The 26,773-nt window shown below is 38.2% G+C and carries 26 protein-coding genes; 3 read left to right on the plus strand and 23 right to left on the minus strand.

Annotated features, from left to right (window positions below; translation table 11 throughout):
• Positions 1-10 precede the first annotated feature (10 nt).
• The 15 genes from AC1M36_RS16730 to AC1M36_RS16800 all read right to left on the minus strand — a co-directional run bounded on the left by AC1M36_RS16730 (position 11) and on the right by AC1M36_RS16800 (position 14,503).
• Positions 11-1,522: a tetratricopeptide repeat protein gene (locus AC1M36_RS16730; RefSeq protein ID WP_336451676.1), complete on the minus strand. Its 1,512-nt coding sequence runs from the start codon at positions 1,520-1,522 to the stop codon at positions 11-13.
• Positions 1,523-1,652: 130 nt separating this feature from the next.
• A complete protein-coding gene (locus AC1M36_RS16735) occupies positions 1,653-2,174 on the minus strand; it encodes an acyltransferase (protein WP_336451675.1) in 522 nt (173 codons plus the stop codon).
• A 21-nt stretch (positions 2,175-2,195) separates the two neighbouring features.
• Positions 2,196-2,834: a pyrophosphatase PpaX gene (gene ppaX / locus AC1M36_RS16740; protein ID WP_336451674.1), complete on the minus strand. Its 639-nt coding sequence runs from the start codon at positions 2,832-2,834 to the stop codon at positions 2,196-2,198.
• Between the two features lie 65 nt (positions 2,835-2,899).
• Positions 2,900-3,712: a prolipoprotein diacylglyceryl transferase gene (lgt, locus tag AC1M36_RS16745; protein ID WP_336451673.1), complete on the minus strand. Its 813-nt coding sequence runs from the start codon at positions 3,710-3,712 to the stop codon at positions 2,900-2,902.
• 23 nt (positions 3,713-3,735) lie between these two features.
• Positions 3,736-4,665: an HPr(Ser) kinase/phosphatase gene (gene hprK / locus AC1M36_RS16750; RefSeq protein WP_174101025.1), complete on the minus strand. Its 930-nt coding sequence runs from the start codon at positions 4,663-4,665 to the stop codon at positions 3,736-3,738.
• A 162-nt stretch (positions 4,666-4,827) separates the two neighbouring features.
• A complete protein-coding gene (locus AC1M36_RS16755) occupies positions 4,828-5,202 on the minus strand; it encodes a phage holin family protein (protein WP_336451672.1) in 375 nt (124 codons plus the stop codon).
• A 445-nt stretch (positions 5,203-5,647) separates the two neighbouring features.
• Positions 5,648-8,518: an excinuclease ABC subunit UvrA gene (gene uvrA, locus AC1M36_RS16760; RefSeq protein ID WP_336451671.1), complete on the minus strand. Its 2,871-nt coding sequence runs from the start codon at positions 8,516-8,518 to the stop codon at positions 5,648-5,650.
• Between the two features lie 5 nt (positions 8,519-8,523).
• On the minus strand, positions 8,524-10,500 hold the full coding sequence (gene uvrB / locus AC1M36_RS16765; RefSeq protein ID WP_336451670.1) for an excinuclease ABC subunit B: 1,977 nt from the start codon (positions 10,498-10,500) through the stop codon (positions 8,524-8,526).
• 160 nt (positions 10,501-10,660) lie between these two features.
• Positions 10,661-11,089 (minus strand): DUF4362 domain-containing protein, encoded by a 429-nt coding sequence (locus AC1M36_RS16770; protein ID WP_336451669.1) that lies wholly within the window; start codon positions 11,087-11,089, stop codon positions 10,661-10,663.
• A gap of 91 nt (positions 11,090-11,180) precedes the next feature.
• A complete protein-coding gene (locus AC1M36_RS16775) occupies positions 11,181-11,801 on the minus strand; it encodes a hypothetical protein (protein ID WP_336451668.1) in 621 nt (206 codons plus the stop codon).
• Complete coding sequence (locus AC1M36_RS16780; protein WP_336451715.1) at positions 11,798-12,553, minus strand: MerR family transcriptional regulator; 756 nt, start codon at positions 12,551-12,553, stop codon at positions 11,798-11,800. Before AC1M36_RS16780 ends, AC1M36_RS16775 begins: the two co-directional genes overlap by 4 nt.
• A 104-nt stretch (positions 12,554-12,657) precedes the next feature.
• Positions 12,658-12,885 (minus strand): hypothetical protein, encoded by a 228-nt coding sequence (locus tag AC1M36_RS16785; RefSeq protein ID WP_336451667.1) that lies wholly within the window; start codon positions 12,883-12,885, stop codon positions 12,658-12,660.
• A gap of 41 nt (positions 12,886-12,926) precedes the next feature.
• Entirely contained in the window at positions 12,927-13,142 is a 216-nt protein-coding gene (locus tag AC1M36_RS16790; protein WP_336451714.1) for a hypothetical protein, read from the minus strand.
• A 21-nt stretch (positions 13,143-13,163) separates the two neighbouring features.
• A complete protein-coding gene (locus AC1M36_RS16795; protein WP_336451666.1) occupies positions 13,164-13,361 on the minus strand; it encodes a helix-turn-helix transcriptional regulator in 198 nt (65 codons plus the stop codon).
• A gap of 119 nt (positions 13,362-13,480) precedes the next feature.
• Positions 13,481-14,503: a YeiH family protein gene (locus AC1M36_RS16800; RefSeq protein WP_479846050.1), complete on the minus strand. Its 1,023-nt coding sequence runs from the start codon at positions 14,501-14,503 to the stop codon at positions 13,481-13,483.
• A gap of 234 nt (positions 14,504-14,737) precedes the next feature.
• Here AC1M36_RS16800 and AC1M36_RS16805 point away from each other — a divergent pair, with 234 nt between their 5' ends.
• The 3 genes from AC1M36_RS16805 to AC1M36_RS16815 are packed head-to-tail and all read left to right on the plus strand — an operon-like array spanning position 14,738 to position 16,598.
• Entirely contained in the window at positions 14,738-15,631 is an 894-nt protein-coding gene (locus AC1M36_RS16805; protein ID WP_336451664.1) for a LysR family transcriptional regulator, read from the plus strand.
• A 51-nt stretch (positions 15,632-15,682) separates the two neighbouring features.
• Positions 15,683-16,051 carry a MerR family transcriptional regulator gene (locus tag AC1M36_RS16810; protein ID WP_479846051.1) on the plus strand — a complete coding sequence of 123 codons (369 nt, stop codon included), beginning with the start codon at positions 15,683-15,685 and terminating at the stop codon, positions 16,049-16,051.
• A gap of 4 nt (positions 16,052-16,055) precedes the next feature.
• The gene (locus tag AC1M36_RS16815) at positions 16,056-16,598 is read left to right on the plus strand and encodes a flavodoxin family protein (protein ID WP_336451662.1); all 543 of its coding nucleotides are present in this window, start codon (positions 16,056-16,058) and stop codon (positions 16,596-16,598) included.
• A 369-nt stretch (positions 16,599-16,967) separates the two neighbouring features.
• On the opposite strand, the gene AC1M36_RS16820 is transcribed toward AC1M36_RS16815, so the two are convergent.
• From AC1M36_RS16820 to prfB, 8 genes are all read right to left on the minus strand, one after another.
• Complete coding sequence (locus AC1M36_RS16820; RefSeq protein WP_174101036.1) at positions 16,968-17,279, minus strand: heavy metal-binding domain-containing protein; 312 nt, start codon at positions 17,277-17,279, stop codon at positions 16,968-16,970.
• Positions 17,280-17,399: 120 nt separating this feature from the next.
• Positions 17,400-19,115, minus strand: a complete 1,716-nt coding sequence (locus AC1M36_RS16825) for an ABC transporter ATP-binding protein (protein ID WP_336451661.1) — start codon at positions 19,113-19,115, stop codon at positions 17,400-17,402.
• Positions 19,116-19,265: 150 nt separating this feature from the next.
• Positions 19,266-20,468 (minus strand): PDZ domain-containing protein, encoded by a 1,203-nt coding sequence (locus AC1M36_RS16830; protein WP_336451660.1) that lies wholly within the window; start codon positions 20,466-20,468, stop codon positions 19,266-19,268.
• A gap of 297 nt (positions 20,469-20,765) precedes the next feature.
• The gene (locus AC1M36_RS16835; RefSeq protein ID WP_479846052.1) at positions 20,766-22,202 is read right to left on the minus strand and encodes a S41 family peptidase; all 1,437 of its coding nucleotides are present in this window, start codon (positions 22,200-22,202) and stop codon (positions 20,766-20,768) included.
• A gap of 118 nt (positions 22,203-22,320) precedes the next feature.
• Positions 22,321-23,214, minus strand: a complete 894-nt coding sequence (ftsX, locus tag AC1M36_RS16840) for a permease-like cell division protein FtsX (protein ID WP_336451658.1) — start codon at positions 23,212-23,214, stop codon at positions 22,321-22,323.
• Complete coding sequence (gene ftsE, locus AC1M36_RS16845) at positions 23,204-23,890, minus strand: cell division ATP-binding protein FtsE (protein WP_336451657.1); 687 nt, start codon at positions 23,888-23,890, stop codon at positions 23,204-23,206. Before ftsE ends, ftsX begins: the two co-directional genes overlap by 11 nt.
• A 643-nt stretch (positions 23,891-24,533) precedes the next feature.
• On the minus strand, positions 24,534-24,857 hold the full coding sequence (cccB, locus tag AC1M36_RS16850) for a cytochrome c551 (protein WP_336451656.1): 324 nt from the start codon (positions 24,855-24,857) through the stop codon (positions 24,534-24,536).
• A 453-nt stretch (positions 24,858-25,310) separates the two neighbouring features.
• A protein-coding gene (gene prfB, locus AC1M36_RS16855; RefSeq protein ID WP_336451655.1) for a peptide chain release factor 2 occupies positions 25,311-26,412 on the minus strand; the annotation gives its coding sequence in 2 pieces (ribosomal slippage) (positions 25,311-26,339 and positions 26,341-26,412; 1,101 coding nt in all).
• Positions 26,413-26,773: the final 361 nt, after the last annotated feature.

Below are 26,773 nucleotides of genomic sequence, written 5' to 3' on the forward strand. Positions count from 1 at the left end.
AATGATTTGCCTATGCATGAGTCCGCTTTACTACTTGCACATATTTTCTCACAGTTGCTACAGATACATTATATATATTTCCAAGTTCGGCCTGTGTCATTTTATTTCTCTGCTGGCCGCGCACAATATATTCGATTGCCGCAGACCACCCAAACACATTCGTAAAGACCGTCCCAGATGTATATAAACGTATAAATGTACAAAACCAAAAATGCAAGCATTCTTCAATCAATTCATCTTCTTTATTTGTATAGTTATATAAGGCATCCGAAATCCTAACGCATTGTTCAAACGGTTGTAACTCGCCTGGAATACTCTTATGACTACTCATTAAAAAGAAATATTTTGCCAGTTGCGAAACGATCGGCACACCATTTTTTTCCTGAGCCACCTCAAAGAAAAAGCCAATTTTCTCTGGTGTTGTGAGTTCATTCATTAAATACAGTGCTAGCATTTTCTCTTCTAACGTTTCACTTTGACTAAAAGATTTCCGCAGCTCTTCAAACAAAACATTCTGTCCTTCATCAGCTAAATGCAGGGCATTCCACGGCTCTTTCCCTTTTTTATCAGGGTGCAATTCTACAACAGATTGCCACATTTTTTCCGCTGTATGTTGATCTTGTATCATATAAGCAGAGTATGCAAACCAATAGTAAAAGCTGACATCTCCTTCATAACCTTGACGCTTTAATAACCTCAACCATTTATATGCTGATGCAAAGTGACCAATGCTCGCCAATGTTGTTCCTAGCTTCAGTCGATGCTCAAATGACATCGGATATACTGATTCTAGTTGCCCCGCTAACGCTTCTACTTGTTTATGCTCTCCAATTGAATATAGAAAAATAAGCGTATTACAAAGCGCATGCATATTACCAGGATTTTTCTCTAAAATCATTTCTGTTAACTTTAGTGCCTGATCTACATTTCCCGATTGGAAATGCGCAATTGCTAAGTTATTATAACCCGACCAAAATTCTGGATAATCCTTCGTTACAACTTCAAGCGTAGCAATCGCTTCCTCCAATTGTCCGTTACGAATATAGCGATTTGCCTCTTCCTGCATAACAATTAATTCATCTTCATCTTCAATCTCTTCCGTATCCAGCGATTCTTCTTCCATAATCTCAAGTAATTCTAACGTATCTTCTACAAATTCCTTTTCCGTTGCGATCTCTAAATATTTCTCCGCATACTTCTTTGCTTGCTGAAACAAACCGAGATATGCGTAATTATTCGCGATAAAATAATAGCACTGCTCAATATCAGAATTCGAACGAATCAATTTCAAGAAAATTTGGTTTGATTCTTGATACTCACCGACTTCAGATAATACCGTCGCTAATTGACATAAAATAAACGGCTCTTTCTCACTTTGTGCCGCTCTTCGAAAATATTTAACTGCATCTTGCAATTTATGACTTTGATAAGCTTTCATTCCTTTTTTATAAAAGAAATCAGCTAATTGATTAAAAGAGATAACTTGTCCGTTCTCCTTATACATCCGTTGATTTTTCCCCATATATCCTCCAGTTTTTTGTTTTCTTCGCTCATACATTTTCTATTTATAAGTATAAACGATTCCGTAAAAAACAAAACAGTATATTATAATCAATTATTTCCTTTTTATTCATAAAAAGAGAAGAGAAATGTTACATTTTTAACAACGCCCTTCTCTTCTCTGTCATTTCTTTCTGCGTATAAATGATACGCATCGGATTTCCACCTACAAAAGCACCACTTGGTACATCACGGTGAACAAGTGTACCTGCTGAAACAATGGCGCCGTCCCCAATCTTTACACCTGGCAATATAGTTGAATTTGCTCCAATCATTACTTCATTCCCTATAATAACTTCCCCGAGGCGATATTCATGAATTAAATATTCGTGAGCTAAAATCGTTGTGTTATAGCCAATTATTGAATTCGTTCCAATTGTAATCTTTTCTGGAAACATAATATCCGGCATTGCCATAAGCGCAAATGATGTTTGCTTTCCTACTTTCATTCGTAAAAATGTGCGATACAGCCAAATTTTCATTCGTAAAAATGGTGTATAACGTGCAATTTGAATGACAATAAAATTTTTCATTACCTTAAAGAAGGATACTGTCTTATATACATTCCATAGTGAATTTGCTCCTGAAACAGGGTAGCGCGTTGTCCGTCGCACTTTACTCTCTCCCCTTACCTACTATTCAGACAAAATGGATAGCAAGTCACTCATTTTATCTAATACATAATCCGGCTTATATGACTCTAAGTACTCTCTACCTTTAATCGTCCAGGCAACTGCCGCGGTTTTCGTACCTGCGTTTTGTCCGCCCACTATATCATGATGGTTATCACCAACCATTAACGTTTCTTCTGGATTTGCATGTAGTAACTTTAGCGCCTTTTGAATTGGTTCTGGATGTGGTTTCACATGCTGTACATCATCAATTGTAACAACAACATCAAAGAACTCATTTAATTTAGAAAGTTTTAAACCCATTTCTACTGTTTGTCTTGCCTTCGTTGTTACAATTCCAATTTTGTATCCTTGCTTCTTTAGCTCTTGGACCGTCTCATAAACAGTTTCATATTCTTCCACTAGTTCATCATGATGCTCATGGTTAAATTGACGATAACATTGGATCATCTCTTCTACCTTGCTCTCATCCATTGAACCGAATGTCTCATGCAAAGATGGACCGATAAATGACAATACATCTTCGCGCTTATACTGATCTGGATAGTACTTGTTTAACGTGTGTAAAAAAGAAGAAATAATAAGTTCATTTGTATTAATTAATGTTCCATCTAAATCAAATAACACTGTATTTATTTTCATATGCTAAGGTCCTTTCCTGCCTGAATATGAAAGAAGCAGCATCTCATACAAGATGCTACTTTTTTCTAGTTTTCTAAATATCTTTTATCAGCTTGCCCCATTTTACGTCTCACAATAATGAAAATGATCGAAATAACAACAAGCCCAATGGACATCACTTGTGCAATACGAAGCGGTCCTAACATTAAGCTATCTGTACGTAAGCCTTCTACAAAGAAACGGCCAATTGAATACCAAATTAAATACGTAAAGAATAATTCACCACGACGTAAATTCGCTTTGCGTAATAACAATAATAGAATTACACCCGCAAAATTCCATAATGATTCATATAAGAACGTTGGATGATAATACACACCATCAATATACATTTGATTCACAATAAAATCCGGTAAATGTAAACCCTCTAAAAACTGTCTTGTTACTTCACGGCCATGAGCCTCTTGGTTCATAAAGTTTCCCCATCGTCCAATTGCTTGTCCAAGTAGAATACTTGGCGCTGCAATATCAGCTAACTTCCAGAAGGAAACGCCACGTCTTTTCGCAAAGAAAATCCCCGTAATAACCGCCCCGATTAAGCCGCCATGAATTGCCAAGCCACCTTGACGAATATTAATAATCTGACTCGGGTTTTGCACATAATATTCCCATTCAAAAATAACGTAGTATGCTCTCGCACAAATAATCGCAATCGGTACCGCAAATAAAACTAGATCGACAAATGTATCTTTCGGAATACCTAATCGTTCACCTTCGCGAGTAGCAAGCCAAAGTCCAAGCAAAACACCCGTACCGATAATAATCCCATACCAATACACTGGGAATGGTCCAAGTTGAATTGCTACGCGGTCTAGCTGTGGTACAGACCCTAACAGCATATGGATGACCTCCTTCTCCTAAATTACTCCTGATTCCCTAGTTCAATCGCACTCATTAAGCGCTCTGAAAATTGTTGCGCTGCATTGACTCCCATTCGTTTTAACCTGAAGTTCATCGCTGCCACTTCAATAATAACAGCCAAGTTTCGACCAGGACGAACCGGAAGTGTAATCTTCGTAAGTTCTGTATCTATAATCTTCATTTTTTCTTCATCAAGACCTAAACGATCATAGTTTTTCTTTTGATCCCAAATCTCAAGGTTAATCACTAGTGTAATACGCTTATAATTCCGTACAGCACCTGCACCAAATAACGTCATAACATTAATAATACCTAAACCACGAATTTCTAATAAATGCTCAATTAAATCTGGTGAACTTCCGACTAATGTATCTTCATCTTCTTGACGAATCTCAACGCTATCATCTGCAACTAAACGATGACCACGTTTTACAAGTTCAAGCGCTGTCTCACTTTTTCCGACACCACTTTGACCTGTAATTAAAACACCAACACCGTAAATATCTACTAATACACCATGAACAGCAGTTGTTGGTGCCAACTTACTCTCTAAATAGTTTGTTAAACGACTTGATAATCTTGTCGTCGTTTGAGCAGAACGTAAAAGCGGCACGCCAGATTCACGTGATGCTTGCAATAATTCCTCTGGCACATCTTGACTACGCGTTACAATAATACAAGGTGTCTCTTCTGTACAAAGAACTTTCATTCTTTCTTGTTTTTGCTCACTTGTTAACGTCTCACAGAAGGTAAGCTCCGTTTTTCCAAGAAGCTGGACGCGATCAGCTGGATAATATGTAAAGAATCCTGCCATTTCAATTCCAGGTCGCGATAAATCACTTGTATCAATTGGACGGTGAATCCCTTCTTCACCACTTACTAACTCTAATTGAAATTGTTCAATTAAATCTTTTGTCCTTACTTTCGGCATATGTAAACCTCCACTCCGCTGCGGGTTCAGTCTCATTTGATGTAAAATTCCATTCTATCCGATATTGTACCATTTTTTTCTGTAAACAAGAAATGTGGTTTCTATTAAATAAAAAAAAACATTTCATGGAGTTCATGAAATGTTTTTCTTTTTGTCACTTTTCTATTTCTTTTCAGATAATGGCTCTACAATCACTTTATCAATCAGCATATTAAAAATAGAAATACAAATTGCCGCAATAATTGCTACACCAAATCCCGATATATTAAAAGCATCACCTAATAATGAATCTGTTATTTTTAACGTAATTGCATTAATCACGATTAGGAAGAATCCAAATGTCAGTACCGTAATCGGCAACGTAATTAAAATTAATAACGGTTTTACAAACACATTTAAAATCGCTAAAATAATGCTCGCAATAATTGCTGTTTGTATATTTTCTATGTAAAATGCGTCTGGTGCAATTCCCTTCAGAAGACCTGATACAACAATTAACACGACGCTATTCACAAGAAGTGATAGAATCCATCTCATTTTCTTACACATCCTTTTGACATATATACTTAATCATACGCTAATGGCTAGGAAACGCCAAGTGACCATTTAAAAAACGATACAAAACCTTTCTTTTTTAGTAAGAATAGAGCATCCAGCCATGCATAGCAGCGGTCAGGGCCTTTTTTAGCCCCATGCCATGTGAAAACAGAAGGAGGAAATGAGCAGAAGTCTCTTTTTTGACTTCGCAGCCGTGATTTGTATGCTAAAAATCAGAATCGATTTATATATGAATTGAAAAAACGACATAATACCTTTCTTTTTTTGTGGGAAGAGAGCGTCCACCCATGCATAACCACCACTTATATTGCGCAAAAACAAAATAAAATCATATAAAAGCTTATTCCATTCTTCATACTTGTATACCTATCAAGCTAAAACTGGTTCTTTCCCAAAACTAAAACAAGGAGCCAGCCAAATCGGCTTAGCTCCCTACTTCAACTTCTTTCATTTTCTCTTTCATACGAGCTGTATCACGCTCTAAAATGCCTTTTAAATACTTCCCTGTATACGAACGCTCTTCTTTTACAACTTGCTCCGGAGTCCCTGAAGCAACGATTTGTCCGCCCTTGTCTCCACCTTCTGGACCAAGGTCAACAATATAATCAGCCGTTTTAATCACATCTAAATTATGCTCAATGACAAGCACAGTTTCCCCACTTTCAACAAGACGCTGCAGTACTTCTAGAAGTCGTGCAATATCATGTGCATGTAAACCTGTTGTCGGCTCATCTAAAATATATAACGTACGTCCTGTAGAACGGCGATGTAATTCAGAGGCAAGTTTCACACGCTGCGCTTCACCACCCGATAATGTCGTAGCTGGCTGGCCTAATTTCATATAGCCTAGTCCTACATCTACAAGCGTCTGTAACTTCCGTTTAATTTTCGGGATATTCGCAAAGAATTCTACCCCATCTTCAATCGTCATTCCTAGTACTTCAGAAATGTTCTTATCTTTATATTTCACTTCTAGCGTTTCACGATTATAACGTTTTCCATGACATACTTCACATGGAACATATACATCTGGTAAAAAGTGCATTTCAATTTTTATAATGCCATCACCACGACAAGCTTCACAGCGGCCACCTTTTACGTTAAAGCTAAAGCGTCCTTTTTGATATCCACGTACCTTCGCTTCATTCGTTTGTGCAAACACATCGCGAATATCATCAAACACACCTGTATATGTTGCAGGGTTTGAACGTGGTGTTCGTCCAATTGGTGATTGATCAATATCAATAACTTTATCTAAATGTTCAAGGCCTTTAATGTCCTTATGTGCGCCTGGCTTACTTTTCGCTTTATATAATTTTTGCGCTAACGATTTATATAAAACTTCATTGACCATTGTACTTTTTCCAGAACCGGATACACCTGTTACTGCTACAAATGTACCAAGGGGGAATGACATCTTCGCATTTTTTAAGTTATTTTCTTTTGCACCAATAATCTCAACTTTTCGTCCGTCCCCTTTCCGTCTTTCAAGTGGAACCGGAATAAACTTCTTACCACTTAAATATTGTCCTGTTAATGAATCATCATCATTCATCACTTCATCTGGTGATCCAGCTGATACAACTTGCCCACCATGAATCCCTGCACCAGGACCGATATCAAGTAAGTAATCGGCAGCCATCATTGTATCTTCATCATGCTCAACAACGATTAGTGTATTTCCTAAATCGCGCATTTCCTGCAATGTACGGATTAGACGGTCATTATCACGTTGATGTAAGCCGATAGAAGGTTCGTCAAGAATATATAATACACCCGTTAAACGAGAACCAATTTGTGTTGCCAGACGAATACGCTGTGCTTCACCGCCTGATAATGTTCCCGCCGCACGGCTTAATGTTAAATAATCAAGTCCTACGTTAATTAAGAAACTTACCCGCTCTTTAATTTCACGTAAAATTAAACGTGCAATCTTTTCCTGTTTTTCTGTTAGTTCAATGACATCGAAGAAATCATACACTTCTTGCACAGAGTACTTTGTTACATCAGAAATTGTTTTCCCGCCAACAAAAACAGCTAAGCTTTCTGGCTTTAAGCGACCGCCCTTACATTTCGGACATGCTTGTTCTGCCATATACTTTTCCATTTGCTCACGAATATAATCGGAGCTCGTTTCACGGTAGCGACGTTCAATATTTGGAATAACTCCTTCAAATAAAATCTCACTCTCTTTCACTTGACCAAAGTCATTCACATAACGGAAATAAACCTTCTCTTCTCCACTTCCATACAACACTTTATCAAATAAATCTTTCGGTATATCCTTTACAGGCATATCCATATCAATGCCGTAATGATTACACACCGATTGCAATAATTGCGGATAATATTGCGAACTAGTCGGTTCCCAAGGAGCAATCGCATGACCATTTAACGATAACTCCCAGTTTGGAATCACAAGTTCTAAATCTACTTCTAATTTCGAACCGAGCCCATCACAAGACGGACAAGCTCCAAATGGACTATTGAAAGAGAACATACGAGGCTCTAACTCTCCGATTGAGAAACCGCAATGCGGACAAGCGTGATGCTCACTAAATAACAGTTCCTCTTCTCCAATCACATCAATTAATACACGGCCACCGCCAAGTTTGAGTGCACTTTCAAGGGAGTCGGCAAGACGGCTCGCAATCCCGTCTTTCACAACGATACGGTCAATTACGACTTCAATGGAATGCTTTTTATTCTTATCTAACGTAATCTCTTCAGAAACATCAAGCATTTCTCCATCAACACGAACACGGACATACCCCTGTTTCTTTATATCTTCTAATACTTTCACGTGTGCACCTTTACGTCCTGAAACAATCGGCGCTAACACTTGTAATTTTGTACGCTCTGGGTATTCCAAAACACGGTCTACCATCTGTTCTACCGTTTGTGATGTAATTTCAATCCCATGATTCGGACAGATTGGCGTCCCAATACGTGCAAATAATAGACGTAAATAGTCATAAATCTCCGTCACGGTTCCGACCGTTGAACGCGGGTTACGACTCGTCGTTTTTTGATCGATTGAAATGGCAGGAGATAAACCTTCAATTGTATCCACATCCGGTTTATCCATTTGCCCTAAAAACTGGCGTGCATACGCGGATAAAGACTCCACGTACCTGCGCTGCCCTTCCGCATAAATTGTATCGAATGCTAATGATGATTTTCCTGAACCAGACAAACCTGTCACAACAACGAGCTGATTTCTCGGAATGGTTACATCAATATTTTTTAAGTTATGCGCTCTCGCACCTTTTACAACGATAAAATCTTTGCTCACTATTTTCACCCTTCCGCTTTTAATTCTAGCAGTAAATCTCTCAGCTCAGCTGCACGCTCAAAGTCTAGTGCTTTTGCCGCTTCCTTCATTTCTGCTTCCATCTTCGCGATTGTTTTTTCACGTTCTTTCTTCGTCATTTTCTTAGCCGGCGTTGTTTCGTATACTTCTGTTTCTTCTGCCGCTGTTGTTGCACGAATTACATCACGCACTTCTTTCTGAATTGTTTTCGGCGTAATACCATGCTTCTCATTGTAAGCTTCTTGCTTTTGACGACGGCGCTTTGTCTCTTCAATTGCAATATTCATCGATTTCGTGATCCGATCTGCGTACATGATTACATGACCATTTTCATTACGCGCTGCACGACCAATCGTTTGAATTAAAGATCGCTCTGAACGTAAGAAACCTTCTTTATCCGCGTCTAAAATCGCTACGAGTGACACTTCCGGAATATCGAGTCCTTCTCGTAATAAGTTAATACCGACAAGCACATCGAACTTACCAAGGCGAAGATCACGAATAATCTCAATCCGCTCTAGCGTTTTAATTTCAGAATGGAGATAGTTCACTTTAATCCCAACATCTTTTAAGTAATCTGTTAAATCCTCTGACATTTTCTTTGTTAATGTTGTAATTAATACACGCTCATTTTTCGCAATTCGGTCTTGTATTTCTCCTAGTAAATCATCAATTTGTCCTTCAATTGGCCTTACATCAATTTGCGGATCTAAAAGCCCCGTCGGACGGATAATTTGCTCCACAACTTCCGGTGTATGCTCTAGTTCATATGGACCCGGTGTGGCTGATACGTACACAACTTGATTCGTTTTCTCTTCAAACTCTTCAAACATAAGCGGTCTATTATCCATAGCTGACGGCAGACGGAACCCATGGTCAACAAGCACTTGTTTACGTGCCTGATCCCCGTTATACATCGCTCTTACTTGCGGCACCGTTACATGTGACTCATCCATAACAATTAAGAAATCATCAGGGAAGTAATCTATTAATGTGTAAGGCGTTGAACCCGCTGGACGGAGCGTCAAATGACGGGAGTAGTTCTCAATCCCCGAACAAAATCCCATCTCACGCATCATTTCTAAATCGTAACGAGTTCGCTGCTCTATCCGCTGCGCTTCTAGTAATTTACCGTTATCATTTAATTCTTTTAAACGTTCTTCTAATTCTTTTTCGATATTTTCAATGGCAACTTTCATTTTTTCTTCACGTGTAACGAAGTGAGATGCCGGGAAGATTGCTACATGTTCACGTTCTGCTAATACTTCACCTGTTAAGGCATTCACTTCACGAATTCGATCAATCTCATCTCCAAAAAACTCAATTCGAATGCAATGTTCATCAAGTGATGCTGGGAAAATCTCAACTACATCCCCACGTACACGAAATGTTCCACGCTGGAAATCAATATCATTACGGCCGTACTGTACATCAACAAGTTCACGAAGCAACTGATTACGATCCTTCTCCATACCAACGCGCAAAGAAACAACAAGTTCACGATATTCTTCTGGTGAACCTAAACCATAAATACAAGAAACACTTGCCACAATAATGACATCATCACGTTCAAATAAAGCTGATGTTGCGGAGTGGCGCAATTTATCAATCTCATCATTAATTTGTGCATCTTTCTCAATAAACGTATCGGTTTGTGGTACATACGCTTCCGGTTGATAATAATCGTAGTAACTCACAAAATACTCAACCGCGTTATTCGGAAAGAAATCCTTGAGCTCACTATACAACTGTCCCGCTAACGTTTTATTATGAGCCATTACAAGTGTTGGCTTCTTCACTTCTTTAATCACATTCGAAATCGTAAATGTCTTACCCGTTCCTGTCGCTCCAAGCAACACTTGATGTTTCTTACCATTTTTAATCCCTGCTACAAGCTGCTCTATCGCTCTTGGCTGATCACCTTGCGGGGAGTATTCAGAGACAATTTCAAATTGATGTTCCAAAAAACCGACCTCCTCGTAAAAAATCTGTATTCCCATTTTACCACGAATGCCCATAAAAAAACCAAGAAAACGAACAGATATTCGGTAAAGTTTTCGACAATATATACATAGAAAAAGGAAGGAGCCCTCTTCATATAAGTTCCTTCCTTTTTAATTTCATTTATTTTATTGGCAAACTGAACAAGTGATACCCATTATGATCAATCTCTTTCTTACAATCATGTAGCGTATACCTTATATCTTCACGAATATCTTTTATTACCTTTTTACAAGTATCAGAGTAAATTCTCTCATCTTTACCTGCAAATTTATCATAGGAACTATCTAAAGAATAGCTAATTGCTTTTCCATCGTATTCTAACGTTTGGAAGATTGGGTCTCCTTCATCTGTATAATTCACAATCCTTATTTTATCTCTGTCCCCTTTTTCAACATTTGTAACGAACTTCTCGAACTTATGTAAATTAGAAATTTCATGCCCTTTTGCAATCACATCATTTTTCTCATCGATCTTACTGTTAGACTGTGAACATGCTACTAAACTTACTATAAAAAGATATATCAAACTCGTTCTTTTCCTGATCGTCACCCTCCCCTATTCAAGTTATTTATATACACTGTAAAAGATTCTTTATAACTACTAGCACAACCTTTTATCAAATAAAAAAGTCACTCTTATTTTATAAAAGTGACTTCTCTTTCCCTTTCTCCTTCTTCGGAAAAAACACATAGGAAAATGTAATAATCGTATCAATAAGAAGGACAATGCCCCATATCTGACTTATACGACTTGCCGCCTTATTTAAAACAATACCTTTTTCAAGCCAATCGCCCCACTGTTCAACCGGAACAAGTCCATACATAAAGAAAAATACAATATGAACGGCAGTAAACAAAACAAGATGTAAAATCCACTCCCAAAGCTCCTGCTTCGTATGAGCCCGGCCCGTAACTTCTAATGGCTCCTCAATAATAGGCATCGGTTCATTTCGCCATTTAGCAACAAGCTTCTGCACGCGTATATCTAATTTTTTCAAATCTTTTTTTCCATAAAAGAGTGCGTAAAGTAATATCACTAAGGTTATAATTTGAAAATTAGAAAACTTCCCTGTGTGATAATAGTCAATAACTCCTAAAGTCAAAATAAATACTTCATTAATCAGCAATACAATTCCCATGATAAAACTTGCTTTCCGTAATCGAAACCCATAACGTAGTAAAAAAAATCCAATAGCTGATACCCAAAATACAACTTCCGCTCCAATTAAGAAATACCAACGATATTCTGCAAGTAAACTCATTTCGCCCGCTCCCTCTCATCATATATACGAAAAGCCTCATCCATATACGTTAGAAGCTCTTCTTCAATTGGATACATATTCATCTTCTGTGAATCTTCTTTTGACTTTCTTACTTCCCACAATTTATCTAGAAATGCTTCATCGCCATTTGCCATCTCCATACACTTCTCCATTAACCTTTTTGTAGCCTCTTGTACTTCATCATGAGATGCAGCTTTTCCTTCTTTCATAAAGATGCGTAATTCCTTGAATACATCCACCCATTCTCGAACATTTTCATCTTCCTCACTCATATTTGGCAAATTGCCCAGCAATTTTTGTTCTTCCTCTGAAAATATCTTTTTTTGAAACATTTCGCGTATACGAGGAGACTGTTTTGAAAGTTGAATCAGTTCAAACATGATTTTCCAATCCAGCTCTCCTTCAAGTTCTGCTGAATACACGACAGCCTGCAAAATCTTTTCCATCCGATTAAATTTTTTCTGCTCTTCTTGTACAAATTTAAGCTGTTTTGCCAACGATTCTTTCAAACTTAATTCATCTGTCATTAGCATATTCATAATCTCTTTTAGCGAGAAGCCCATTTCTTTTAAAAACAAAATTTGTTGCAACCGAATGACATCAGTTTCACTATATAGACGGTGTCCACCTTCTGTTTTCCCACTCGGTTTCAGCAAATCAATTTGATCATAATAACGGAGCGTTCTTACTGTAACTCCTGTTTCCTTTGTAAGTTCTTGAATCGAAATCATTCCCATCACCCTTTCCTCTTTCATTGTAAAAGATGACGTAACGTAACTTTCAAGTGTTTTTGTAAAAAAATGCAAAAAAGCTGATTACATGAATGAACCAGCTTTTACGGGAATAATATTTTTTGAATTGTACGTCCACATGTCAAAACAATCACACCAACTAAAACGCTTGTTGCTGTTTTATGATAGTGCGCTGATACTAGTAAATAATACGATAATCCAACAACTCCAATCACAACAAGCATACTCGGCACTGGATTGTGAACAAAATTTTGCATACCCCATATAAATGCAAATAACGCCGCTACCACACATAAAACCGCTAATCCCATTCTTTTTCCCCTTTATTTATCTATTTGTAAAACTTACCTCGCTACTCACTCTCTTCTACTTTTCTAAACTGCCACTTCGGCCAATAGTTCACAAAAAAGTATATAAACTGTCCAATCACAAAAAGAATAAATGGCGTCCCCGCACTCCCGTAAACAATCAAATTATACATACCCCATACCGCTAAACTGATTGCATAAAACAATCCTAAATATTTAAAAGCTTTATTCGATTGATGTCTTTCATACTCATCTTGCATTCTCATTCTCTTTTCACTCCTTTATTCCAATGTAAATATCTCCTCTACCCTCATCTCAAAATACTTCGCAATCTTCAGAGACAATTCCAAACTCGGGTTATAACGATGATTTTCAATTGCCACAATCGTTTGCCTCGTCACTTGCATCGCTTGCGCCATTTCAATTTGCGTTATGTAATTTTGCTTTCTTAGTTCTTTAATTCTATTTTTTACACCCATAGGCTCCACCTTTAAAAGTAAAGATATCTTTACTTTAATTATAAATATTTTCCAGAAATAAGTAAAGATATCTTTACAAAATAAAAAGAGACATATCAACTATGTCTCCTTCTTCTCCCTTACATAAACCCTAACGCATATACAAGAATATACCCAAGAATAGAAAGGCAAACAGACCCTACTAATCCTGCTACAAACGCTCTACTTCCCAATTTACGGAACGTCGTAAACTCTACATTTAAACCAAGACCAGCCATTGCCATCGCAATGAGCATATAAGCAATACTTACAATATATCCTGCAATTGCCTCAGGGATAATACCTAATGAATGAAATGCACTCATTGCCAAGAATCCTAAAATAAACCATGGAATTGGAATATCACACCAAGGGCCTTTTTGCCCATTCCCTTCACTACGCTTAAACCATAAACCAATTAAAATCGCTACCGGTACAAGCATCGCAACGCGCGTTAATTTTACAATAACCGCAATATCAACAGATGCGCTCCCACCTGGTGTGGCCGCAGCGATGACGTGGGCGATCTCATGCAGCGTTGCTCCAGAAAATACACCGTAACCGTAAGGAGATAAACCGAGAATCGGATATAATAGCGTATAAATGAGAGTAAAAATCGTACCTAAAATAGCAATAATCGCTGCTCCAACTGCCGTTTCATCATCCTTTGCTTTCACCTGCGGCGCAATTGCCACGACTGCAGCCGCGCCGCAAATCGCTGTACCGCACGCCGTTAAAATCCCAAGCGTCTTATCTACTTTAAAAAAACGTGTTAGTGCGTATACAACAACAAGTGTAAATACAATAACGATCGCTGCAATAACTAACACTTTTGGCCCAGCCTTTGCAATATCAACTAGATTCAAACGCATTCCAAGTAAAATAATTCCGAAGCGAAGTAACTTCTTACTGGCGAAATTTGTTCCTAGGGTTGCTTCATAAGGTAAACTAATTATCGCTCTCCAAATCATCCCAATTAGAATAGCGATCACTAATTGCCCCATAATATTTAAAAACGGAAGCGTCGCTAAATATTTCGCAGCAATGGCAATTAATAACGTAATTCCAATCCCTTGCGAAAAACCGAGACGCTTCTTCTTTTGTATAACAAGTGTTTGTTCCACTTCGTACCACTCCAATAATCATATTGGAACATGCATGTTCTTTATATTTACATTATAGAAGGGTTTCAATGATAAGTTTAATACCAATATTCAATCTCAATCATCAGAAAAACTTATGATAAACTAGAAAAGCGGAAGCGGCTCGCCCAGCTCTAACCAGCTAAGGTTCTTCCGCACACAAGGCGCTCTTTGCCATTCTGCCGCTATCCAAAAACAAAAAAAGGAGAGGACACAATGAACGTCGATATCTTAAAAATATTTGTGACTGTCGTAGAACAAAAGCATTTCTCTCGCGCGGCAGAACTACTCAATCTTTCGCAGCCCGGCGTCAGCATGCATATTCGTAATTTAGAAAACGAATTTGGTAATACTCTTATTCAGAGGTCCCCAAAGCATGTCCAAGTGACAGAGGCCGGTAACATTTTATATATCCATGCAAAGCAAATGCTATCTCTTTATGAAGAAGCAAAACAAGAAATTAACGAACTACATAATGTTGTTACAGGAACGCTTCGCATCGGCGCAAGCTTTACGATTGGTGAATACTTACTTCCGAAAATATTGGCGCGCTATGCCAATGAAAATCCACTCGTAGAAGTACATACGCTCATCTCCAATACAGAAGAAGTTCTCCAAAGCCTTCGTTCGGGCCAAATCGATATCGGCTTAGTAGAAGGTCAAGTCATATACACTGATATAGATGTAGAGACCTTTATGGAAGATGAAATGAAACTTGTTGTTCCACCAAATCACCACCTTCTGAGCATACATACAATCAACGAAGATTCCCTTCAAGATCAAGTATGGGTTCTGAGAGAAGTTGGCTCTGGCACACGTGCCTATAGCGATCGCTTTATCCATCATCATCATTTAAAAATGAAGCGCTTCTTTACCTTTAGCAGCATTCAAAGTGTGAAAGAGGCTGTTGCTGCCGGGCTTGGCATCGCCATCCTTTCTGACTGGACTGTAAGGAAAGAACTACAAACAGGCGAACTATTCCATGTCGAAGTTCCAACTGAAAAACTCATCCGTCCTTTCTCTATCGTACGCGGTAAATACTTTATCCACTCTAAAGCCATTCAAGTGTTTTTAGATCATGTTCAATTATTTGCACAAAAACAAAGTTGACCTTCACATTAGTGTGAAGGTTTACAATACATATGAAAGGGGTGAAGCAGAGTGCGAATTGGAGAACTATCAAGGCGAACTGGCGCAAGCGAACGCTCACTGAGACATTATGAAGAAAAAGGTTTATTACCTTCTAAACGCCTTGCAAATGGTTATCGTGATTTTAACGAAACAGCTATCGAAAAAGTCGAACTCATTCAAATGTACTTACAACTCGGCTTAAACTTAGAAGAAACTGCACGAATGCTGCGTTGTTTAGAAATTGAACCACATTTATACGAAAATCCATGCAGTAGCATCCTTACACTTTATGAAGAAAAACTAGCCGAAGTAACAAAGCAAATTTCGCTACTCTCTACTATCCAAACGAATTTACAAAAGCATGTTTCACTCCTAAAACAAGCGAAAGAAAAGGGATGATTATATGTTCGTTATACATGGAAGTTCTCGTCCAAATGGAAATACAGAAGCCTTCACACATATGATGATTAACGGCATCAATACTGAGCAAGTCTACTTACGAGATTATACTGTCCACCCTATTACAGACCAACGTCATGACGCTGACGGATTTCAACCTGTAAATGATGATTATCAACACCTAATTGAAAAAATGCTAGAGCATGACACGATTATCTTCGCTACACCTCTATATTGGTATGGCATGAGCGGGTATATGAAAAACTTCGTTGATCGTTGGTCACAAAGCTTACGTGACACATCCCTTCATTTTAAAGAAGAGATGAAAGACAAAAAGATGTACGTGGTCATTGTTGGAGGAGATAATCCAAAGTTAAAAGCATTGCCGCTTATCGCACAGTTTCAGTATATATTTGATTTTGTCGGCTCTTCGTTTGAAGGCTATATTATCGGTGATGCCAACGCGCCCCGTGAAATTTCAAAGGATAAAGAAGCATTAGCAAAAGTAAAACTATATAACGAACACTTTAAAAATAACGACCAATAATTGGTTTGACAAATATTGCGATTACAAACAAAACTAACGGAATTTATCGGACGCAGTTCCATGCCAAATCGCTACAATGACGTTGCACTTCTTGAGTAAGAATATGAAAGGTTATTGAAGAAAATTCGGAGTTGCAAGGAAGTACTATAATGTCTTCCCTATATATCGACGAGGCTCTCGCCATTTCCCAAGAAATATCGGCGATTTAACACAAGATATCGGCGATTCTCGAAATATATCGAACGTAACTTCAAATATATCAGCGATTTTTCGAATATATCAACGTTTCGACGCAGAATATCGGCGGGTCTACAACTTTCGACACACACAACCATACAAAAAAAGCCGTGCACCAAGCACGGCTTTACATTATACACGGACAGCAGTTCCACTAACCGCAACCATTAACATTCCTTCGCGAACTACTTCATAGTCTACATCAATGCCAACAATCGCATTTGCACCTTTTTGCTTCGCAAGAGATTTCATCTCTTCCATCGCAATATCACGTGCTTCTTTTAATTTACTTTCATATGCACCGGAACGGCCACCAACAACGTCACGAACAGAAGCGAATAAATCGCGAACGATATTTGCCCCCATAATTGCCTCGCCGTTTACAATATCAATATACTCGATAATTTCTTTCCCCTGAATAGTAGAAGTTGTTGTTACAATCATTTTTTTACAGCCTCCTATATATGTATCTTTTTGTTACCTACTTATATGGTACGCTAATTTCATTTAAATTACATATACAAAGTCCGTTTATTTGTGACAATGAACGCAATGTTCCACTTCTTAAGAATTAAACTGTGCTTCGTATAATCTGCTATATCCTCCGCCTTGTTCGATTAGTTGTTCATGTGAACCTTGCTCAGCGATACCATCTTTGTTTACAACGACGATACGATCTGCATTTTTAATTGTTGCAAGTCTATGAGCGATTACTAATGTCGTGCGGCCAACTGATAATTCAGCAAGTGATTTCTGAATCGCAAGTTCCGTTTCTGTATCGAGCGCAGAAGTTGCTTCATCTAAGATTAATATTGGTGGATTTTTCAGGAACATACGAGCAATTGCTAAACGTTGTTTTTGTCCTCCTGAAAGTTTCACACCCCGCTCACCAATGACAGTATCTAATCCATCTTGCTGCGAGTAAATTAAATCCTCTAATTGTGCACGCTTGACCGCTTTCCAAATCTCAGCTTCTGAAGCTTGTAAGTTTCCATAAGCAATGTTCTCTCGAATCGTTCCAGAGAATAAGAACACATCCTGCTGCACAATTCCAATTTGCTTACGGAGTGACGATAACGTCATGTCTTTTGTATCAATACCGTCAATTGTGATAGAACCACCTGCCAGCTCATAGAAGCGTGGCAATAAACTGCACAAAGTTGTCTTTCCAGCACCGGATGGGCCAACAAAAGCAACCGTCTCTCCTGCATTAATTTTCAAGTCAATATTTTTTAAGATCGGCTCTTGTTTGTCATATCCGAAAGTGATGTTCTTATATTCAATATCACCATGTACTTGTCTTACTTCTATCGCATCCTTAGAATCTACAATGTCAGGTTCTGTTTCAAGAAGTTCTACATATCTTTTAAAACCTGCAATTCCTTTTGGATAGCTTTCAATCACCGCATTAATCTTTTCAATTGGACGGAAGAAAATATTCGTTAGTAATACAAACCCAATAAATCCTCCGTATGTTAATTCTCCTTGCAGAACAAACCAAGTCCCACAAATTAAAACAAACAATGTCACAAGACGCATCAACATATAACTAATCGATGAATTTAAAGCCATGATTTTATATGCCATCAGCTTTGTTGTACGAAAACGAGCATTGTTTACCGCAAACTGCTCCTTCTCAAACTTTTCGTTTCCAAATGCTTGGACAACACGAATTCCACCAACATTATTTTCGATACACGCATTAAAGTCAGCAACATCTGAGAATAATCGTCTAAACGTCCCTGTCATCTTGCGGTTGAAATAAAGTGCTAACCATAGTAAGAATGGAATAACCAAAAACGTAAGAAGAGCTAACTTCCAGTTAATGATCATCATAAATGAAAAGGCCCCAACTAAAGTCATAATCGCAATAAATAAATCCTCTGGTCCATGATGGGCAATTTCACCAATTTCCATTAAATCATTTGTAAGACGTGAAATTAAATGACCTGTCTTGTTATTATCAAAAAATCGGAATGATAGCTTTTGAATATGATCAAATAATTTTTGACGCATATCTGTTTCAATATTAACGCCAAGCATATGTCCCCAATATGTAACAACATATTGTAGTCCTGCGTTTAACATATATATTGCGAATAGCCCTATGCAAGCCCATAAAATAAGTGTCCAATCTTGTCCTGGCAATAATTTATCAATGAACTGATTCACAATAAGCGGAAACCCAAGTTCCAGCAGGCCCGCGATGACAGCACAGGAAAAATCGAGTACGAATAAGCCTTTGTATGGCTTATAGTAAGAAAAAAATCGACGTAGCATACAGTTCCTCCCTCATTCAAAATAAAAAGACTTTGCATCATAACAAAGCCCTCCCTAAATGATAACCATTATCAAGTAATTATTCAAGCTATCTGTTTACAAATCTCTTATTCTAAATGAAAAGACCTTCATCGATGAAGGTCTTTTCATTTACACTGCTTCTGTATCCCACTTATGATCTTGCTCTACAAATACAATACCTAATTCATGATGTCCACCTGCATATAATGCAGTTTGAGCAAGGCGAAGCTCACCGTTTGTATCTAGTACTTCTAACTTACAAAACGCCCCTGTTGTCTTAGACTGAAGCGCATCATAAAACTCTTCTGTACTTTTAGGAATCACACCGTTTACTTTCGTAATAACCTCTCCAGGCTTCAGATCCATTTCTGCACCGACTGTATTCGGAATTGTTCCTAATACAACCAATCCATCATCGCGCGCTGCAAAGTACGCTGGACGCGTTTCATCAGCAATTCGCTCTCGCATTGAAATAGTAAAGCGACCAAGCATTGCAACTCCCATTGCAATAATCGCTAAAACAGGCCACCAATAACTAACTACACCTAAAATAAGAACAAGAGTTGCCAGTCCAAATATGCGCCTTCCCGTAAACAGCAATGCTTCCGTTGGCTCCTCACTTCTAATTGTTCGCATAAAACCAATTAAAAACGGAACAAGGAATAAGGAGTACGTTTGTGAACCAACAGAAACGACTGGCCACCACGAAACAAATTGCACGACAGCATCTCCCGGCACAAGAATAAAAATTGGCACAAGCCATAAACGCTTTGATTCATGTAATCCAATATTTAAACCGCGCTTTCCTTTTCGCATTTTTGGCGTTGAATATCGCACTGCATTTTTCGAAATTAATAACCCTTCTACTACTAACATCAAGCCAAGTAAAATGGCAAGTGATACAATCGTACTTTCTTCTCCTTCTCCAAACTGTAAGAAAGAGATTGGGAGCTTAGAAGATAATAAAGCTGCTACAATCGCCACGCTAAATGTATAAGCAGCAGATAAATATCTATACCCAGCAGCTAGTCCAAATACGAGTGTCCAAATTAAAATCATCCATATGCTTGCTTGCGACATAACCAGCCCGGCTCCAACTGTTATGATGGATACAATGAATCCATATCCAACACCTGCAAATAAGGATGTTCGTAGTTCAAACCAAACATCATATACTTTAAAAGAAAAATCTTTTCGTTCTCGTAATATACGTAAATATCCAACAAAGATGCTACTTATCAAAAACACATAGACAGCAGGGTGTAAGAAAAAACGCCCAACTGCTCGCATTATCTCAAAAGACCACGCCTCCACGAACTGCTTCACCACCATTTATATCATTCTTTCTTTTTATCTTATCATAAAGTGAAACTTTAATCAGTGGAGTTTTCTCCTTCCCACCTAACTCCTTTAGAAAAGCGGAAGCGGCTCGCTCAGAATCGCAGGACGCCCGCGCCCCCGACAGAGAGGCACTTTTTGCTCGTCCGAGGGGGCGAAACGACCGGAGATTCTAGCCGCTAGAGCTGGACAATGCTTTTGCTGAATTTTGAGGTGGGAATGTTACTGTCCGCAAATAGCGCGGTAAACACATACAAAAAAATACAGGCAATAACATGCCTGTATTTCTTCCTACTTTGCCATTAATTTTAATGCAGCCTGCAGTTGCAAGTCATTTTCGCCAGAGCGGATTTTTTCGATAATTTTATTTTGAATCGCTTCAGCTGTCTTTTTATCAAGCTTTCCTGTCGCTTCCATTTCATTTGCATTTTGGAATGCTTTTAAAGCCGACTCTGTTTCTTTACTAAAGTATCCATCTTCTCGTCCAGGTACATATCCTAAACTTTTCAGCATCTCTTGCGCATGCTTCACCTGTACATCATTCGCATTATAAGAAAGTGTTTTCTCAATTTGAATTGGCGTTGCATGATAATAATCTGGTTGTTTCACTTCTACCGTTGGGGCAATTCCTTTTTTATGAATCCAATTGCCATCCGGTGTAAGCCATTTAAACATTGTCAGCTTAATATTGCTACCATCTTTAAATGGAACAGCTTGCTGAACAGTGCCTTTTCCAAATGTTTTTTCACCAACTAAATCATATCCTTCTCCTTCTTGTAATGCACCCGCTAAAATTTCTGAGGCTGATGCACTTCCTTTATCAATTAATACTGAAATTGGATATGGTTTTCTCTCTTTTAATGTAGTTGAAAATTTCTTTTTCTCACCATTTCGTTGTTCAACTTGCATCATTGGCTTTTTGTCTGTCATGATTAATCCTAAAATATCTTGTACGCTATTTAAGTAACCCCCAGGGTTACCACGCACATCAACGACAAGGCCTGTTATATCTTTCTTTTCAAGTTCTTTTAATTGATCTTTAAATTCCTTCGCTGTATTTTCAGAGAAAGATGTAATTTGAATATAACCAATATTTTTCCCCTTCTCTTCCTTTACAGAACTAAATACAGTAAAAATCGGAATCTTTTCACGTTTAATTTTAAATTCGAGTGGATCCGTCACACCAGGCCTTTTGATTTCAATAGCAACGGTCGTTCCTTTCTTACCACGAATCTTTAAGACTGCTTCTTCACGTGATAAATCTTTTACACTGTTTCCATCTACTGATAGAATTTGATCATTTGGTTTAATGCCTGCTTTTTCTGCCGGTGATCCTTTAATTGGAGAGACAATGATCAGTTTCCCGTCCGTTTTGTTCACCTCAGCACCAATACCTTCGAGCTCCGGATCAAGTGATTGCTCAAATTGTTTCGCTGTTTCTTTATCCATATACGTGGAATAAGGGTCTTTCAGCGTAGACAACATTCCTTGTATCGCACCCTCTACAAGCTTGCCGTCCTTCACGTCTTCCACATAACGCGAATCAATCAATGCATACGCTTCATTAATTTTAGCTAAATCCCCTTGCTTCGTGCCGGTATTATCATTTGAAATTGTTTGCGCCATATACGATGGATTGATTCCAAACATATACATGCCTGCAAACATTCCGCCAGCACCAATTAAAAATGCAACAACCATTCCAATAATCGCAACTCTACGTTTCAATGCGGAATTCCCCTTTCCAAAACACACAGGTGGTGTAGCAAAAGGCATCACACATTGTGTGATGCCTTTACCTATTTCTACTATATGATAAGCTTGTACGAATTATGTTTGCAACTTTTTATACTTTTAAGAAGCGACGAATTGACATTACACTTCCCCACATACCGATTAATGCACCAATTAACACTAATAAACCGGACAGTTGGAATACAAACGGACTGTATGGAAGAAGTTCGAAAATCGTTCCCCCAAGTTTTTGGTTAAACATACCTTGAAGCGAATTATAAGTAGATAAAATCACGATAATCGGGAGAATTGAACCGAGTACCCCTAAGAATAAACCTTCTAGTAAGAACGGCCAACGGATAAACCAGTTTGTCGCTCCAACAAGTTTCATAATTTCAATCTCTGTGCTTCGTGCATAAATTGTAATTTTGATTGTGTTAGAGATTAAGAACATCGCTGTGAATAATAGACCTGCAATTAACACAATCCCAATATTACGACCTGTTTTCACTGTATCAAATAACTTTTCAACTTGGCCTTTACCATATTGAACTGTACTTACAAACTGCATTTTTTCAACTTTTTTCGCAATTGTAGCTGTATCTGTTGGCTCTTTTGCTTTTACAATAAATACGTTTTTAAGTGGATTATCTTGCTCAAACAACTCGAACGTTTTTCCGCTGTCACCTAAGCTTTTAATCAAACGTTTTAACTCTTCTTCTTTAGAAGAATATTTAACAGAATCTACTTTAGCAATTTTGCCCAGATCTTCTTCCAATTTCTTTTGATCCGCCTCTTTCGCTGCTGGATCAATGTGTATACGAATTTCTACATCTTGCTCCACTTTCGTTGCGAAGTGGTTCATATTCATAATCGCTGTTAAAAAGACACCTACAAGTAATAATGTAACTGTTACCGCACTTACAGAAGCAAATGTCATCCATCCATTACGGGATAGATTTTTTACACCTTCTCGTAAATGTCGACTAAGGGTTTTAGTCTTCATATCCGTATCCTCCCTCAATCTCATCTCGAACAATTTTTCCGCCTTCAATCGCAATTACACGATGACGAATTGTGTTTACGATATCTGCGTTATGTGTTGCCATAACAATCGTTGTCCCACGTTCGTTAATACGTTTAAAAATATTCATAATATCAAGTGCTGTCTCGATATCTAAGTTCCCTGTCGGCTCATCGGCAATTACAACTTTCGGCTTGTTTACAATCGCTCTTGCAATCGCTACACGCTGTTGTTCTCCACCAGAAAGCTCATTTGGAAGTGCATCTGCACGATCTTCAAGGCCTACAAGACCTAATACTTCAGTAACACGCTCACGAATTGCATCAGGTTCTTCTTCAATTACTTCTAAAGCAAACGCTACATTCTCATATACCGTTAATTTAGGTAGCAATTTAAAGTCTTGGAAAATTACGCCTAACTGACGACGAAAATATGGTACATCTCGCTCTGCTAACGTTTCAATTACAAGTCCATTCACATTGATAGATCCTGTTGTTGGTTTTTCTTCACGATACATCATCTTAATAAATGTAGATTTCCCGGCTCCACTCGGTCCAACTACGTATACAAATTCACCTTGCTTAATGTTAACTGTGAGCCCATCGATGGCTTTCATACCATTTGGATACTCCTTATAAACATTCGTCATTTTTATCATTATTTATCACCCAATACTTAATGATTTTTTTCGACATACTTTCTCTGTCTATCTGAACATGAAAGCAAAAGATTCCACTCTTACTTGCCCTCTGTTGTACTACAAATCTATAGATGTATTTCTGTTGTTTCAAAGAACAGTGAGAACATTTCCAGTCTATCACTGCTGCTTATGTACATGTTTCAGCAAAATTCTACAAACTACATTGTAACATCATTCGGTTTCCAATTCGGATACAATTTTGTTACAGTTATGTTACAGCATAAAAGAAACAAGAAAAAGCGCTATCTAACAATTCTTTTTTACCAATAAAAGATTCATCCCTAACTACCATATAACAATTTATAATATTTTATAAATATTCTCTATTAAAATATAAACTTATAATCTAGCTTTTCATAAAATGAGTACAAAATCCAGGTGAAATGAGAGGTGACTTCACTTCTTCCTACGAGGCAAAATGCACCTCTTCGTCTGAAGCTCCATCCCCCTCCTATTCTGAGCGAGCAGCTTCCGCTTTTCTTTTGTCTAGCTACTGCGGCTAAAATCTCCGGCTGTTTCACTCCCTCAGACGAGGCAAAAAACGCCTCTCTGCCGGGAGTTCCAACATCCTGCGATTTTGAGCGAGCCGCTTCCGCTTTTCTTATTTATGTTCTGCTAGCCATTCTGATACTTTTTTAGCATCCTCGCCTTGAATAATTCCTGGAGACATCATGCCACGGCCCTTTTCAATAATTTTTTCAATATCCGCCGCATCATATTTGCCGCCTACTGTTCGTAAATCTGGTCCGGTTGCACCTGATAAATCATTAGCATGGCAACCTGCACAGCTTTTTTTGTAAATTTGTTCGGCACTATCCGTACTCGCTGATTGATTAGAAGACTTACTTTCCTCTTTCTTCCCGCACGCTCCTACAGCAAAAACTAATGTTGTTCCTAATGCAATAGCCAACAATTTCTTTTTCACTTATATCGCTCCCCGTTATTGATGTCCTTCTCATTATGGATGCAGCTATACTTTCATACAGCTCTCACTAGCCATTATAATAATTATCCTCTCACAGAAAAACCAACCTATAGAGGATATTTCTTACAAAAATGATGAGAAACCTACTGATACAAAGCTTCCAGCAATTGTTTCAATTCTGTGAACAGATACAAATTACTGTAAAGAACCCTTTTCTAAAAAACATAATAAAAAAATCTTATGCAATTTCCTCATCAATTACAGCTCAGTTCTTTTATTTTCTTCTTTTTACAAAACAATATGCGACCTTGTATGATAAACCCAAGCTCATCAAAAAGAGAAGTTGTCACCCAACTTCTCTTCCTCCTTCTTCTACCACTATAGACAGGGTTATATACCTCTTTATCCCCTCTATCTCCTCACCGATAGGCCAACAGTCCGTTGGCTTTTTTCTTAAGAAATACGAGAGCGCAAATACGCATCAATAAATGGATCAATTTCTCCATCCATAACTGCTTGTACATTACCAACTTCCGTATTTGTACGATGATCTTTCACTAGAGAGTATGGGTGGAATACGTAAGAACGAATTTGACTACCCCAGCCAATTTCTTTTTGTTCACCACGGATTTCATCTAACTCTGCTTGCTGTTCTTCTAATTTCTTTTGGTATAGTTTCGCCTTCAACATTTTCATCGCATGCTCACGGTTTTTGATTTGTGAACGTTCTGATTGACAAGTTACAATCGTATTTGTCGGTATATGTGTAATACGAACGGCTGAATCTGTCGTATTAACGTGCTGTCCACCTGCACCACTTGCGCGATACGTATCTATTTTTAAATCTTCTGTACGCACTTCAATTTCAACTTCATCATTGAATTCAGGTACAACTTCACAAGATACGAATGATGTATGACGGCGACCTGAAGAATCGAATGGTGAAATACGTACAAGACGATGTACACCTTTCTCCGCTTTCAAGTAGCCATAAGCGTTATGACCTTTAATTAATAACGTTACACTCTTGATTCCAGCTTCATCACCTGGCAAATAGTCAACTGTCTCTACTTTAAATCCACGCTTTTCAGCCCATCTTGTATACATACGTAATAACATAGAACCCCAGTCTTGTGACTCTGTTCCACCTGCACCTGGATGCAGTTCTAAAATAGCATTATTCTTATCATAAGGATCACTTAATAATAACTGAAGCTCATACTCATTCATTTCTTGAACTAAAGATTTCACTTCAGATTCTAGCTCTTCATGTAAATCCTCATCGTATTCTTCTTTTAAAAGCTCGTGTGTCACTTCTAAGTTTTCAAACGTTTCATCTAACTGGCGAAACTTTCCAACCATATCTTTCAGTGCATTCGCTTCATTAATTACTGTTTGCGCACCTTGTTGGTCATCCCAAAAACCAGCGCCCATCATTGTTTCCTCTAATTCTGCAATGCGCTTTTCCTTTGCAGGAAGGTCAAAGAGACCCCCTAAAAGCCGCTAATCTCTTAGCCATTTTCTCTAATTCTTGCCTAATTTCTACTAATTCCATGCTCTTCACCTCTATGTAATTGCTTTCGCTTTTATATAAAACAAGGGAAACTCCCTCCGCTTGTTACAGAGAGAGTTTGTCCCTTTTTATTATATGGATATTCCTGAAATTTTTCCATATTGGACGTGAAACTTTACTGGTTTCACAGCAGCTAGAATACTCGGGGGCTTATCTTCTTCCTACGAGGCAAAAAACACCTCTCTGTCAGGAGCTCCATCCCCCTCACATTCTAAACGAGCTGCTTCCGCTTTTCCTTTGATCCAGTTCTGCCTCCTAGCCCCTCATGTCTAAGAACCTTCCACACAAGAAAGTACAAATCACTTTCTGTGCGAAAGAACCTTAGCCAACGGGGCTGAACAGT

Source organism: Bacillus sp. Medicinal_06, assembly GCF_056711665.1.

Bases quoted from the DNA above. Each gene is read 5' to 3' on its own strand.
- AC1M36_RS16730 (WP_336451676.1), bottom strand. From the start codon at position 1,522: ATGGGGAAAAATCAACGGATGTATAAGGAGAACGGACAAGTTATCTCT.
- ppaX (WP_336451674.1), bottom strand. From the start codon at position 2,834: ATGAAAATAAATACAGTGTTATTTGATTTAGATGGAACATTAATTAAT.
- lgt (WP_336451673.1), bottom strand. From the start codon at position 3,712: ATGCTGTTAGGGTCTGTACCACAGCTAGACCGCGTAGCAATTCAACTT.
- hprK (WP_174101025.1), bottom strand. From the start codon at position 4,665: ATGCCGAAAGTAAGGACAAAAGATTTAATTGAACAATTTCAATTAGAG.
- AC1M36_RS16755 (WP_336451672.1), bottom strand. From the start codon at position 5,202: ATGAGATGGATTCTATCACTTCTTGTGAATAGCGTCGTGTTAATTGTT.
- AC1M36_RS16775 (WP_336451668.1), bottom strand. From the start codon at position 11,801: ATGAGTTTACTTGCAGAATATCGTTGGTATTTCTTAATTGGAGCGGAA.
- AC1M36_RS16780 (WP_336451715.1), bottom strand. From the start codon at position 12,553: ATGATTTCGATTCAAGAACTTACAAAGGAAACAGGAGTTACAGTAAGA.
- AC1M36_RS16785 (WP_336451667.1), bottom strand. From the start codon at position 12,885: ATGGGATTAGCGGTTTTATGTGTGGTAGCGGCGTTATTTGCATTTATA.
- AC1M36_RS16790 (WP_336451714.1), bottom strand. From the start codon at position 13,142: ATGCAAGATGAGTATGAAAGACATCAATCGAATAAAGCTTTTAAATAT.
- AC1M36_RS16795 (WP_336451666.1), bottom strand. From the start codon at position 13,361: ATGGGTGTAAAAAATAGAATTAAAGAACTAAGAAAGCAAAATTACATA.
- AC1M36_RS16805 (WP_336451664.1), top strand. From the start codon at position 14,738: ATGAACGTCGATATCTTAAAAATATTTGTGACTGTCGTAGAACAAAAG.
- AC1M36_RS16815 (WP_336451662.1), top strand. From the start codon at position 16,056: ATGTTCGTTATACATGGAAGTTCTCGTCCAAATGGAAATACAGAAGCC.
- AC1M36_RS16820 (WP_174101036.1), bottom strand. From the start codon at position 17,279: ATGATTGTAACAACAACTTCTACTATTCAGGGGAAAGAAATTATCGAG.
- AC1M36_RS16825 (WP_336451661.1), bottom strand. From the start codon at position 19,115: ATGCTACGTCGATTTTTTTCTTACTATAAGCCATACAAAGGCTTATTC.
- AC1M36_RS16830 (WP_336451660.1), bottom strand. From the start codon at position 20,468: ATGGTGGTGAAGCAGTTCGTGGAGGCGTGGTCTTTTGAGATAATGCGA.
- ftsX (WP_336451658.1), bottom strand. From the start codon at position 23,214: ATGAAGACTAAAACCCTTAGTCGACATTTACGAGAAGGTGTAAAAAAT.
- ftsE (WP_336451657.1), bottom strand. From the start codon at position 23,890: ATGATAAAAATGACGAATGTTTATAAGGAGTATCCAAATGGTATGAAA.